This is a genomic window from Pandoraea captiosa (genome assembly GCF_902459775.1).
Lineage (GTDB): Bacteria > Pseudomonadota > Gammaproteobacteria > Burkholderiales > Burkholderiaceae > Pandoraea > Pandoraea captiosa.
Genome location: NZ_CABPSQ010000017.1, coordinates 31,312 through 44,372 on the forward strand (window position 1 = coordinate 31,312; position 13,061 = coordinate 44,372).

Annotated in this window: 11 protein-coding genes and 1 pseudogene; 2 read left to right on the forward strand and 10 right to left on the reverse strand. The window is 65.3% G+C overall.

All coding sequences use genetic code 11. The annotated features are described in order from the left end of the window. Nucleotides 1–113: 113 nt before the first annotated feature. Nucleotides 114–941: pseudogene (locus PCA31118_RS25060) on the forward strand (sterol desaturase family protein); the annotation flags it as partial. A gap of 51 nt (nucleotides 942–992) precedes the next feature. Here PCA31118_RS25060 and PCA31118_RS25065 read toward each other — a convergent pair. From PCA31118_RS25065 to PCA31118_RS25085, 5 genes are all read right to left on the reverse strand, one after another. Beyond that, nucleotides 993–2,045, reverse strand: coding sequence for an L-threonylcarbamoyladenylate synthase (locus PCA31118_RS25065; protein WP_150627666.1), 1,053 nt, complete (start codon nucleotides 2,043–2,045; stop codon nucleotides 993–995). A gap of 3 nt (nucleotides 2,046–2,048) precedes the next feature. After that, nucleotides 2,049–3,242 carry a 5-(carboxyamino)imidazole ribonucleotide synthase gene (locus PCA31118_RS25070; RefSeq protein ID WP_150627667.1) on the reverse strand — a complete coding sequence of 398 codons (1,194 nt, stop codon included), beginning with the start codon at nucleotides 3,240–3,242 and terminating at the stop codon, nucleotides 2,049–2,051. Between the two features lie 41 nt (nucleotides 3,243–3,283). Then, entirely contained in the window at nucleotides 3,284–3,790 is a 507-nt protein-coding gene (gene purE / locus PCA31118_RS25075) for a 5-(carboxyamino)imidazole ribonucleotide mutase (RefSeq protein ID WP_150627668.1), read from the reverse strand. A 17-nt stretch (nucleotides 3,791–3,807) separates the two neighbouring features. Continuing rightward, entirely contained in the window at nucleotides 3,808–4,698 is an 891-nt protein-coding gene (locus PCA31118_RS25080) for a phosphoribosylaminoimidazolesuccinocarboxamide synthase (RefSeq protein ID WP_150627690.1), read from the reverse strand. Nucleotides 4,699–4,833: 135 nt separating this feature from the next. Beyond that, on the reverse strand, nucleotides 4,834–6,735 hold the full coding sequence (locus PCA31118_RS25085; RefSeq protein WP_150627669.1) for a hypothetical protein: 1,902 nt from the start codon (nucleotides 6,733–6,735) through the stop codon (nucleotides 4,834–4,836). Nucleotides 6,736–6,903: 168 nt separating this feature from the next. On the opposite strand from PCA31118_RS25085, the gene PCA31118_RS25090 reads away from it, so the two are divergent. After that, nucleotides 6,904–7,548: a hypothetical protein gene (locus PCA31118_RS25090; protein WP_150627670.1), complete on the forward strand. Its 645-nt coding sequence runs from the start codon at nucleotides 6,904–6,906 to the stop codon at nucleotides 7,546–7,548. 23 nt (nucleotides 7,549–7,571) lie between these two features. On the opposite strand, the gene fba is transcribed toward PCA31118_RS25090, so the two are convergent. From fba to PCA31118_RS25115, 5 genes are all read right to left on the reverse strand, one after another. After that, nucleotides 7,572–8,636, reverse strand: a complete 1,065-nt coding sequence (gene fba, locus PCA31118_RS25095; protein WP_150627671.1) for a class II fructose-bisphosphate aldolase — start codon at nucleotides 8,634–8,636, stop codon at nucleotides 7,572–7,574. A 132-nt stretch (nucleotides 8,637–8,768) separates the two neighbouring features. Then, nucleotides 8,769–10,202: a pyruvate kinase gene (gene pyk, locus PCA31118_RS25100; protein WP_150627672.1), complete on the reverse strand. Its 1,434-nt coding sequence runs from the start codon at nucleotides 10,200–10,202 to the stop codon at nucleotides 8,769–8,771. 251 nt (nucleotides 10,203–10,453) lie between these two features. After that, nucleotides 10,454–11,659, reverse strand: a complete 1,206-nt coding sequence (locus tag PCA31118_RS25105) for a phosphoglycerate kinase (RefSeq protein ID WP_150627673.1) — start codon at nucleotides 11,657–11,659, stop codon at nucleotides 10,454–10,456. A gap of 86 nt (nucleotides 11,660–11,745) precedes the next feature. After that, the gene (locus PCA31118_RS25110) at nucleotides 11,746–12,069 is read right to left on the reverse strand and encodes an AzlD domain-containing protein (RefSeq protein ID WP_150627674.1); all 324 of its coding nucleotides are present in this window, start codon (nucleotides 12,067–12,069) and stop codon (nucleotides 11,746–11,748) included. Beyond that, nucleotides 12,066–12,923 carry an AzlC family ABC transporter permease gene (locus PCA31118_RS25115; RefSeq protein ID WP_246190429.1) on the reverse strand — a complete coding sequence of 286 codons (858 nt, stop codon included), beginning with the start codon at nucleotides 12,921–12,923 and terminating at the stop codon, nucleotides 12,066–12,068. Before PCA31118_RS25115 ends, PCA31118_RS25110 begins: the two co-directional genes overlap by 4 nt. Nucleotides 12,924–13,061: the final 138 nt, after the last annotated feature.

Genomic DNA, 13,061 nt, shown 5'->3' on the forward strand with positions numbered 1-13,061 from the left:
CCGACGCATCGCATTCGCGTCAGAATAGACGTTCCACCGGTGTCACCCGCGCCAGACCAACGAGATGCGGGGACACCGGTTCAGATGACCCAATCGTGAGGAGACGCGAGGTCATGAACGTCGAGTTGATTCTGCTGGCGCTCGCGCCGGTATTCGTGCTGTGCATCGGCATTGAAGCGTGGTACTGGCGTGGTCGCCGCCCCGGCATGTACAGCCTGCGCGACACGCTCAGCAACGCCACGCTCGCCCTCATGCATCAGGGGGCGGACAAGCTGGCCTGGCTGCTCGTCGTGCCCTTCTACGCGTGGCTCTACGATCACTATCGCGTCTACACGATGCCCGCCGGATGGGTCGGCTTCGTGCTCCTGTTCCTCGTGCAGGACTTCCTCTACTACGTATTTCACCGCGCGAGTCATCGCATCCGCTGGCTGTGGGCCGCGCACGTGGTACATCACTCGTCGGAGCGGCTGAACCTGTCGACGGCCTTCCGACAGAGCCTGATGTATCCGGTCGCCGGCATGTGGCTGTTCTGGACACCGATGGCGCTCATCGGCTTCACGCCCGTGCAAATCGTGGGCGTGGTACTCCTGAATCTCGCCTTTCAGTTCTTCGTGCATACGCAGGCGATCCCGAAGCTGGGCTGGCTGGAGTACGTGCTCAACACGCCGTCGATCCATCGGGCGCATCACGCACGCAATCCACGCTACATCGACCGGAATTACGCGGGCGTGCTCGTCATCTGGGATCGTCTGTTCGGGTCGTATGTCGAGGAGAGCGACGCCGAGCCTTGCGAGTTCGGCATCGTCGATCAGATCCATACGCACAATCCGATCACGCTGACGTTTCACGAATGGCGCACGATGGCACGCGACGTCGTCACGACGCCGGGCTGGCGCAACAAGTGGATGGCGCTTTTCGGGCCGCCGGAGTGGCGGCGTGCGAACGGGAGCGGCGCTGGCGCGAGCGCCGGCCTCGGGACGTTGACGAGCGCGTCAGGCGCCCTCGAAGGCGGCGGCGGCGCGGCCGAGACGGTCGCCGACGGCGGCCCACTCGGGCGTGTCGGGCAGTCGTTCGAACAGAATGTGCGTGACGTTGGCGCGGTCGAGGCGTCGCAGCATCGCGTACAAATCGGTCGCGAGCGCGGCGGGCGTGGCCGGTAATTCGATCTTCACGACATCGTCGGAGGCGGTAATGGCGGCCGGCAGCGTCGCCAGCGTGGGCGCAAAGGCCACCACCGCCACACGCTCGCCCGCCGGGTGTACCGCGAGGGCCGCCGCGAACTGACCGGGGTCGCACAGATACAGCGGCGTACGCGGCGCATAGTGCGCCTTGAGCGTGCCCGACGCGCGCGGCGCATCGTTGTCCTGCCCCGGCAGGCGCGGCATCTGCCCGAGCACTTCGGCAATCTGCGCCGGGGTGATATGGCCCGGGCGCAGCAGCGCCGGGAAGCCGCGCGACAGATCGACGATCGTCGATTCGATACCCACGGCGGCCTCGCCGCCATCGAGCACATGAACCGTCACGCCGGGCAGTCCGGCGAACTCGTCGCGCACATGTTGGGCAGCGGTCGGGCTTACCTGACCGAAGCGATTGGCCGACGGCGCCGCCACACCGCCCTGCCCGCCCTTGATGCGCTCGAGTTCACGCAGCAATGCCTGCGCCACCGGATGCGACGGACAACGCAGCCCGACCGAATCCTGGCCGCCGGAAACGGCGTCGGGGATATGCGGCGCGCGCTTGAGAATGAGCGTGAGGGGGCCGGGCCAGAACGCGTCCATCAGCTTGCGCGCCGCAGGCGTGACGTCGTCGCTCCAGTAGCCGGGATCGCCATCCGGCGAAAAGTGCACGATGACCGGATGATTGGCCGGGCGCCCTTTGGCCGCGTAAATGGCCGCCACGGCGGCCGGATTCTCGGCGTCGCCACCCAGGCCATAGACCGTTTCCGTCGGGAACGCGACCAGTTCGCCCGCAGCCAGTCGTTCGGCGGCTTGCGTGATGGCGTCAGCCGGCGGCATGACGATGCGCGGCGCGTCGGGCGAAGTCATCGTTCAGTCTTCCAGCGCGATATCGAGACTGGCGGCCGCCGTCACGCACGCATTGCGCGCTTCGTCGAGCGAGGCGCCGGCGAACGTGATGTGGCCCATCTTGCGACCGACGCGCGCGTCTTCCTTGCCATACAGATGCAGGCGAGCGGACGGCAGCGCGACCACGTCACCCCATGCGGGCGTGCGCGGCTGATCCTTCGCGGGTCCCTCAAACCACACATCGCCCAGCACGTTGAGCATGACGGCCGGCGAGTGCTGACGCGTTTCGCCCAGCGGCAACCCGGCCATGGCACGCACCTGCTGTTCGAACTGGCTCGATGCGCAGGCATCGATCGTGTAGTGGCCGCTGTTGTGCGGGCGCGGCGCCATTTCGTTCGCCACGAGCGAGCCGTCTTTCAGAATGAAGAACTCGACGCACAGCACGCCCACGTAATCCATTTGCGATGCGATCGCCGCAGCCGCCGCCCGGGCGGCATCGGCGATGGCCGGCGCTGCGTCGGGAGCGGGCACCGTGGTGGTGGCGAGAATGCCGTCGATGTGCACGTTCTGCGCGAGCGGATACGTGGCGACCGCGCCGTCCGCACCGCGCGCACTCAGCACCGACACTTCGAACGCCAGCGCAAGACGCTTTTCCAGCACACACGGCACGCCGCCCAGCGCGGTGTATGCCTCGCGCGCCTCGGCGGCGGTGTTGACCCGCACCTGACCCTTGCCGTCATAGCCCAGACGCGCCGTTTTCAGAATGCCCGGCAACACGCTTTCGATGGCCGCGTCGCCAATGGCGGCGAGCGCCTCGTTCGATTCGATCACCAGATGGGGAGCCACCGGTACGCCGCAGCTTTCGATGAAGCGCTTTTCCGCCACGCGGTCCTGCGCAATCGCAACGCAGCGCCCGGCAGGGCTCACGGTCGTGGTCTTTGCGAGGAAATCGAGCGACTGGGCCGGTACGTTCTCGAACTCGGTCGAGACGGCAGGGCACAGCGAGGCCAACTCGGCGAGCGCCGCCTCGTCACGATAATCGGCAACGATCAGACGATCGGCCACGGCGCCGGCCGGACAACGCGGGTCCGGATCCAGCACGCAGACCTTGTAACCCATCGACTGGGCGGCAAAACAGAACATGCGGCCGAGTTGGCCGCCGCCCAGCATGCCCAGCCATTGGCCGGGAAGGACAGGCGCAGCGGAGGCAGAATTCATCTTCGTGAAAGCGCAGACAGTGGCGGGGACGTTGTTTTCTTTTACAGCGCAGGCAGCGTCATGCCGCGCGCCGCTTCGGTCTGCTTCGCACGGAACGCTTCGAGCTTGTCGGCGAGCGACTTGTCGTCGGCTGCGAGCATCGAGACCGCAAACAGCGCCGCATTGGCCGCGCCCGCTTCCCCGATGGCAAAGGTCGCCACCGGCACGCCCTTGGGCATCTGCACGATGGACAGCAACGAGTCTTCGCCACGCAGGTACTTGCTCGGCACCGGCACGCCCAGGACCGGCACGGTCGTCTTGGCGGCGATCATGCCCGGCAGGTGTGCGGCACCGCCGGCACCGGCGATGATCGCGACCAGACCGCGCTCGCGTGCGGCTTCGGCGTAACGGAACATGTCGTCCGGCATGCGGTGCGCCGAGACGACCTGCGCTTCGTACGGCACGCCGAACTCGGCCAGAATGGCCGCCGCGTTCTTCATCACTTCCCAGTCCGAATTGGACCCCATCACCACACCGACGCGCGGGGCCACGGCTTGTTTCTCGCTCATGTCTTCAGTCGTCCCGCTCAAGCCAGTTGCTGACCGGTCAGACGCTCGAGCGCCTCGCGGTACTTGGCAGCCGTCTTTTCGACGACTTCGGCCGGCAGTGCCGGCGCGGGCGGGGTCTTGCCCCACGGCTGGGTTTCGAGCCAGTCGCGCACGAACTGCTTGTCGAACGACGGCGGGTTGCTGCCCACGGCGTACGAATCGGCCGGCCAGAAGCGCGACGAGTCGGCGGTGAGCGCTTCATCCATCAAGTGCAGCTTGCCGTTGTCGTCCAGACCGAACTCGAACTTCGTGTCGGCGATGATGATGCCGCGCGTGGCCGCATAAGCTGCCGCTTCCTTGTACAGACGGATCGAGATCTCGCGGATCTGCTCGGCCAGTTCGCGACCGATGCGGCTCACCATGTCGTCGAAGCTGATGTTCTCGTCATGCTCGCCCAGTTCGGCCTTGGCTGCCGGGGTGAAAATCGGCTCCGGCAGTTGCTGCGCATTTTGCAGACCGGCCGGCAGCTTCACGCCACAGACGGCACCGGTTGCCTGATAGTCCTTCCAGCCGCTACCAGCCAGATAACCACGCACCACGGCTTCGACGAGAATCGGCTTGAGACGCTTGACGACGACCGCACGCCCGGCCACTTGCGCGACTTCGTCGGCGGACACGACCGTCTCGGGCGCCACCCCCGTGAGGTGGTTCGGCACGACGTGTGCGAGCTTGTCGAACCAGAAATTGGCCATCTGGTTGAGCACGCGGCCCTTGCCCGGAATCGGCTCGCCCATGATCACGTCGAACGCCGAGAGGCGGTCCGTGGTCACGATCAGCAGCTTGTCGTCGCCAACGGCGTAGTTATCGCGCACTTTGCCGCGCGAGAGCAGCGGCAGGCTCTTGAGGGAGGATTCGTACAGGGCGTTCAGAGCGGGGGTAGTCACGGCGGGACCCAATATCAGGAAGGGCAAAGGCGTAATTATACGCGCGTCGGGGCGCGTTTCACGAAGATGTCGGTCGGGCAAGGCGCGGGGCCTGCGCCCGCATCGCCCGCGGCCGTGCGCTCAACGCCGAAACGCCTCGGCAAGCCGTGCCTTCTCGCTATCCTGCACGAGCAACGCGACGACGCTCGAGCGCGAGACAGGATGCGTCATGAACGTGCCCTGACGCTCGCATTGCCGGAACCACCGCACCACCGAGTCGAGGTCGTAATACTTGTTGTCGCACGTCAGCCCGTAATCGTCGAGCGACACGAGACGCACGGCATCCGGGCTTTGCGGATCGATGTCGTCCTGCGAGATGCGGTCGATATGCGTGCCGACGTAGCCCGGACTAAGGAACCGCACGCCGCTCAGCACGTCGATTTCGTGACGAAACCAGAGCAACGCCGTGCCGGGTGGCAACCCGCCCGAGGCCAGCAGGGGCGCCACACGGTCGAAATTCGCCTCGAGAATGTCGGCCAGTTGGCGACGCCCGCCATGGCTTTGCCAGTCCACGCCGGTACCGGGCGACAGCTCGGGCAAACGCTGCCTGAGCAGCATGACCTTACGCTCCCAGCGCGGATCGCCGCGCCCCGGCACCCGCAGCATGGCCGTCAGGCGGGATAACTCGGCAACGAGGTCGAGTGCGCGCGACGCCGCGTTGATATGGTGATCGCTGGCTTCGGCGCGCTGACGAATCGCTTCGGTCGCGAGCTGGCTGCGCAGCCGGGCGTCGCCGTCGCGAAGTTGCAGCGCCGCACTGGCGATCACCGCGCAGGGCCTTGCGATGCCATGCTCGGAACACACCAGCGCGATCTTGCCGGGGTGGCTTCGGATGAAGTCCGCAACGCCTTTGCCTGCACGCCAGAGCGTTGCGCCGTCGATTTGGGCATCGAAACGCGCCATGCCCTCGAATTCCATGAACTGCACATGAGACAGGCCGCCATCGAGCACGCCACGGGACGGCGCTGGCGAGCGCGTCGCGTGCGCCAACGGGGCCGGTCCGGCCGGGGCGTTCGTCGCATTCGTCGCATTCGTCGCATTCGTCGCATTCGTCGCGTTCGTCGCGTTCGTCGCGTTCGTCGCGTTCGTCGCATTCGTTGCATTCGTTGCATTCGTTGCATTCGTTGCGCTGGTTGCGTCATGCCGACCGGCGTTTCGCCGCATCACCCTGGAAAAATAGGCGCTAATCGGTCTTTCCCGATAGCCCTCCTGCCCGCCCGCCCCGTCATCAGACTCGCCCGGCGCCTGCATCGCGCCCGGCTCGACGCAGAAGATCGCGCCGATTTGCGGATGCGTCTTGAGCATGCGTGTGAGCGAGCGCGCTTCGGCCGGGGTCGCCGTCGGCCCGACGATGAAGCGGTGCCCTCCCAACTCCAGCAGACCGTAACGCGTACATTCGCCGCCGATGCGAACGAGTTGCGCGGTGTTCACGCCGTAGCGGTCTGCCCAGTCCTGCGCCATGACGCGGGTCGGCGAGACCCAATCCGGCGTCGGGTCGTCGTATCCCCAGAGTCGAATCGGCGGGATATCCATGTTTTCCCCGGATCTCGCGCGAGATCGGGCCGGATTTTTCCATTCGGAGACCAGCGTCATCGGCATATCCGTCGGTGTACCGTCGGAGATAGGGGACAACGCGTCGAGCGGCGAGTCGGTCGGGGGCGTCGCGCGGATCGCTGCCGACGCGGGTGCGCCTTGCGCTTGCGCGGCTGACGGTGCGACGCGGGGCATGCCTGCGGCCCCCCGCACCGCAAGCGCGCGGTTGGCTGCCCCGGTCAGCGCGCCGCCCATGGCGTTGGCACGGGACGGCGTGGGCGACGCCTCCGGACTGGACAGTCCAAGACACCGGGTGACGGACTTTGGCAAGCGGGTGAACGGCATCGATAACTCCGGGTGGCCCATGATGGGCAGGTTGGCGGAGGCCCGGAGACTGCCACGCGCCTTGCCATCGGACTTGCGATATCGAACGCCCGCCTGTCGTTTCACGTCGGCTTCGAGCACGCCGCACGTGCGTGTGCGTCCACACACCGGGGTCGGCGTTTCGCGTTTCGCGTTTCGCGTTTCGCGTTTCGGGTTTCGGATTTTGCGGCCCCCATCGACGCCCACGGATGTTGCCTAGAATGGAAACGTACACCCGACCAACAAGGGGCTGCCATGACAACCACGCCAAAACGAAGCCATGTCCGGCAGCCGCAGGTCGTACGGCGCGTATCGCAAGGGATTACCCACACGTCGCTTGCCGTCGTGTTGACGCTGGCAAGCACCTGCCTCATGGCGCAAACCGGCGCATCCCAGGCGGCACCCCATACGCCCGGGCCGCCATCCCATCGCGCCGTGGCGCCTCACCCAGCCACGGGCAATCGCGCTTCCGATGCACCAGCCACCGCCTCCACATCCACTCCATCGGCCACCCCATCGGCCACCGCTGAACGCTCCCCACTGCCCCGCCTCGTCGCCATCACCCCGCCGGATAACGACGACGACATCGCCCGCTTCGCGCTTTACGCGGCGCGCGACATCGAGCAGTTGGGTTTGCAGTTCCCGGCGCAGACCGCCAACGCCGCGCCGGACACGGAGGTCGTCATCACGATGCGCCTGCGCGACGGTGCGACCTCGCGCATGCGAGACTTTTCACGGCAGCACATGAACGAGCCGATGACGTTGATCGTCGATGGCGTGGAGATGCTCACCGCAACGATCCGCTCGGAGCTCGGCGGCAAGTTTCAGTTGCAGTTGCCCAAAGAAAAGGCCCGGCTTCTGTTCCAGCGAGTGCTGGCAAAAGCCGGGCCGGCGACCTGAGCGGCAACGCCGCCCGAGTCTGCTTACTTCACGATCTGAGCGAGGTCGCCGCTCTTGTACTTCTCGGCCATTTTCTCGAGCGAGATGGTCTTGATCTTGCCTGCCTGCCCTTCGCAGCCGAACGACAGGTAGCGCGCCTTGCAAACCTGCTTGGCGGCTTCACGCGCCGGCTTCAGGTAGTCGCGCGGGTCGAACTTGCTCGGGTTTTCGAACAGATAGCGACGGATCGCGCCGGTCATGGCCAGACGGATGTCGGTGTCGATGTTGATCTTGCGCACGCCGTGCTTGATACCTTCGACGATCTCTTCGACCGGCACGCCGTACGTTTCCTTCATGTCGCCGCCGAATTCACGGATCTCGGCGAGCAGTTCCTGCGGCACCGACGACGAACCGTGCATCACCAGGTGGGTGTTCGGAATGCGGCGATGGATTTCCTTGATGCGGTCGATGGCGAGAATGTCGCCCGTCGGCTTGCGGCTGAACTTGTAAGCGCCGTGCGAGGTACCGATGGCGATGGCCAGCGCGTCGCACTGCGTCTGCTGCACGAAGTCGGCGGCCTGATCCGGATCGGTCAGCAGTTGCTCGCGGGTCATCGTGCCGTCGGCGCCGTGGCCGTCTTCCTTGTCGCCCTTCATCGTTTCGAGCGAACCCAGCACGCCCAGCTCGGCTTCCACCGTCACGCCGATGTAGTGCGAGAACTCGACGACCTTCTTCGACACTTCAACGTTGTATTCGTAGCTGGCAACCGACTTGCCGTCGGCTTCGAGCGAGCCGTCCATCATCACGCTCGAGAAACCGCTCTTGATCGCGGCCATACAGACCGCCGGCGACTGGCCGTGGTCCTGGTGCATCACCACCGGGATGTGCGGGTACGCTTCCACGGCCGCCGAAATCAGGTGACGCAGGAACGCTTCGCCAGCGTACTTACGGGCACCGGCCGAAGCCTGCATGATGACCGGCGCGCCGACTTCGTCGGCGGCGGCCATGATCGCGGAAACCTGCTCGAGGTTGTTGACGTTGAAGGCCGGCAGACCGTAGCCGTTTTCGGCGGCGTGGTCGAGCAGCTGTCGCATAGAGACTAGGGGCATGATGTTCTCCTTGGAATCAAAAACTAAGCAAATCTTTCCTCGATCCAGAGGCGCCCCTCATGACGACAGCTCGCGCGCGGCGGGGTGTGTGCCTGGCACTCTCACCCCGCCGCCATCGCGCGGCCTGCTTCGTCATGCGTGACCCACCTGGACGATCTTCAACGTATTGGTGCCACCGGGTTGTCCCATCGGCTCACCGACCGTCAGCACGATCGTGTCGCCGCGCTTGACCACACCGCTCGAGAGCAGCAACTGCTCTGCCTGCTTGAGCGCGCTGTCGCGGTCGTGCGCGGCGTCCGCGCGCATGGCGTAGACGTTGCGATACAGCGCCATTTTGCGATGACTGCTCAACTGCGAAGTCAGGGCAAAAATCGGCACATGGATCTTGTGACGGGACAGCCACAACGCGGTCGCGCCAGACTCGGTCAGCGCCACGATGGCTTTCGCGCCAAGATGATACGCGGTAAACAGCGCACCGGCGGCAATCGTTTGGTCGATGCGCGTAAAAGTTTGGTTCAGCCAGTCGCGATCGAGTTCCACCGTCTCCGAGCGCTCGGCTTCGACGCAAATCGCCGCCATCGTCTCGATCGTCTCGACCGGGTACTTGCCGGCAGCGCTCTCGGCCGACAGCATCACGGCATCCGTGCCATCGAGCACCGCATTGGCGACGTCCGACACTTCGGCGCGGGTCGGCACCGGATTGTGGATCATCGACTCCATCATCTGCGTGGCCGTGATGGTCGTCTTGTTCATCTCGCGCGCGAGCTTGATCATGCGCTTCTGAAGCGCCGGGACCGCCGCGTTACCGACTTCGATGGCCAGATCGCCACGCGCGACCATGATGCAGTCCGACGCCGCCAGAATCTCTTCGAGCGCCGGAATCGCCTCGGCACGTTCGATCTTCGCGATCATCAGCGGCTTGATGCCGTACGGCTCGCCCGCCACGTTCGCCAGACGTCGCGCCATTTCCATATCGGTCGCGTTCTTCGGGAAGGAGACCGCGACGTAATCGGCGCCCAGCGCCATCGCGGTCTTGATGTCTTCCATGTCCTTGGCGGTCAGCGCCGGGGCCGTGAGGCCGCCACCCTGGCGGTTGATGCCCTTGTTGTTCGACAGGTCCCCACCGACCTTCACGGTCGTGTGAATCTCCTGATCGATCACGCGATCGACGATGAGCACGATCAGCCCGTCGTTGAGCAGCAACACGTCGCCCGTGCGCACGTCGCGCGGCAGTTCCTTGTAGTCCAGCCCGACGCGTTCGTCGTTACCGAGCTCGCAGTTCGCATCCAGAATGAACCGGGCGCCGGCTTCGAGCGTCGTCTTGCCGTTCTCGAACTTGCCGACGCGAATCTTCGGGCCCTGCAAGTCGGCCATGATGGCCACTTCGCGGCCCGCCGCTCTGGCGGCCGCGCGCACCATTTCGGCGCGCTCGATGTGGTCCTGCGCCTTGCCGTGCGAGAAGTTCAGGCGAACGACGTCGACGCCTGCGGCGATCATGCGCGAAAGCACTTCCGGCGTGCTCGATGCCGGACCGATGGTGGCGACGATCTTGGTGGAGCGGTTCATTACATCCATCTCTTCATCCTCTTTTGGTAACAGCGCTTTCGACATTACTGGCGCTTAGAGGTTTGTAACGCAATTAGGCCGCCGCAGGTTAACCAAAAAGTTCGTATTGTCAGTACGAAATCGTTTGATTCGATCTCATACGTTCGCAATAAAGCGACCGAAATCGCCGTGCGCCAACGCATTGCAGACCGTTCAACCTGCCCGCAAGCCCCGCCCCACCTGCCTTTGCACGATTCTCGCAGCGCGCGCGATCAGTTCGACTGCGCCGCGCGTTGTTGCAGGACGTCCACAGCCGGCAGCGTCTTGCCTTCCAGGAATTCCAGGAACGCGCCGCCACCCGTCGAGATGTAGCTGACCTGATCGGCGATACCGTACTTGGCGATGGCCGCGAGCGTGTCGCCGCCGCCGGCGATCGAGAAGCCCTTGGCTGCGGCGATGGCGCGCGCCAGGGTTTGCGTGCCATGACCGAACTGGTCGAACTCGAACACGCCGACCGGGCCGTTCCACACGATGGTGCCGGCCTGGCCGAGTTGCTCGGCCAGCTTGGCGGCCGTTTGCGGGCCGATGTCCAGGATCATGTCGTCTTCGGCCACGTCGGCTGCCGCCTTGACGGTGGCTTCGGCGTTCGCACTGAATTCCTTGGCGCACACCACGTCCGTCGGAATCGGCACCGACGCACCGCGCGCGGCCATGGCGTCGATGATCGCCTTCGCTTCCTCGACCAGATCGGCCTCGGCAAGCGATTTGCCGATCGGCAGGCCGGCGGCCAGCATGAACGTGTTGGCAATGCCGCCGCCCACGATCAGCTGGTCGACCTTGTCGGCGAGCGTCTTGAGGATGGTGAGTTTGGTGGAGACCTTCGAGCCGGCCACGATGGCCACGAGCGGACGCGCCGGGGCGTTGAGCGCCTTGCCGAGCGCTTCGAGTTCGGCGGCGAGCAGCGGACCTGCGCAGGCGACCGGCGCGTACTTGGCGATGCCGTGCGTGGTGGCTTCGGCGCGGTGAGCGGTGCCGAACGCGTCGTTGACATAGACGTCGCACAGCTTGGCCATCTTCTGCGCCAGTTCGTCGTTGTCCTTCTTCTCGCCCTTGTTGACGCGGCAGTTCTCCAGCAGCACGACCGTGCCCGGGGCCACGTCGAAGCCGCCGTCGACCCAGTCGGCCACCAGCTTCACGTCACGGCCGAGCAGTTCCGACAGACGTTGCGCCACGGGGGCGAGCGAGTCGGCCGCCTTGAATTCGCCTTCGGTGGGGCGGCCCAGATGCGAGGTGACCATCACGGCAGCGCCCGCGTCGAGCGACATCTGAATGGCCGGCACCGAGGCGCGAATCCGCGTGTCTTCCGTGATTCGGCCGTTATCGTCTTGCGGCACGTTCAAATCGGCGCGGATGAAGACACGTTTGCCCGCGAGGCGGCCCTGAGCGATCAAATCGGAAAGACGTACGACGGAAGCCATGAGAATCCGGAATAAATAGTGGGAAAAACATACATTTTAACTGATCCGCCCCACCGGATGCCCATTTTCACGGCCAGCCGTTCCGCCTACAGGAACAAGCGACCGAGTGTGTAGACGGCCATGCCGATCACGATCATCTCGATCATGTTGCGCCGCCAGATGAACCAGCCCGTCGCCGCGACCGCCGCCGCGAGCTTGTGGTTGCCCAGATGCACCGCAAACTGGTGATCGAGTAGCACCACTTCGGGCACGACGATGACAGCAAGCGCTGCGGCCGGCGCGTACCGAAGCGCGCGTTGCAGGCGCTGCGGCAACGTGACCCGGTCGCCGGCGAGCAGGAAGAAGGTGCGTGTGACGATCGTGATGGCCGTCATCGCCACGAAGGCGAACCAGATTTCAAAGGTGCTCATGCGCGACGATCCCCCGACGTACGGCGTTCCTCGTGTGCAGCCGCTTTCTTCCCCTCTTCCTGGACCTCGACAGTGCCCTGCGTCTGCGTTCCGGCGCCTGGTGGCGTCGCAATCGGCACCCTGACAGGATTGGCCAGCGCGAGCCGCCTGGCATGCCGCGCGGCCATTTCGTCGCACACCATACCGGCGGCGAGCGCGCCCAGCACGCCGAGCACGAGGTTGAGGCGATACGGCAAATCGAACGCAAGCACGCCGATGAGCGACGCGAGCGCCACGGCCAGCATCGTGGAGCGGCTGTTGATCGTGTGGACCATCATGGGAATGAGGGCCAGCGTGCCGGCGAACCCCAGCCCCCAGCTATCGGGCACGAGCGCGCCCAGCACGATGCCCAGAATCGACGACACGTGCCACACCGCCCAGTTGCTGAGCGTGATGCCGTAATACGTGCCTTCCTTGCCCGGCACGTAGCCGTTCGCGAAGTTCTGGTTCATGAACATCACGAACCCGAGATCGCCGTTGACGTAGCCAAGGGCGATGCGGCGCGGCAGCGACAGATAGGAAAAATGCGGTTGCAACCCGGCGCTGAAAATGACGAAGCGCAGATTGACGATGCCGACCGTGAGCAAGATCGTCCAAAGCGGCATGCCGGCGGCGAACAGCGGCAGCGACGCCAGCTGGGCCGATCCGGCGTAGAGCATCAGGCTCATGCCGATGGCCTGCGGCACCGTGAGCACCGACTTGCTCATGGCGACGCCGGTGACGAGTCCCCACGAAAAGATGGCGGGCAAAAGCGGCGAAATAATGCGAAACCCGACCGCGAACCCTTCACGTTCAGCGGCAGGCAAACGAAGCATTGACATGGTCGGCTTGGGGGGCGAGCGTCGTGGCGAACGACGCGGTGTCTGGCATTGCGGGGCAAAGCGGTCCCGACGGCGCCCGGCACGCCCGATATGGCCGCTGGCGGCCACTGCGCCCGCCAGGGTTGCCGGAGT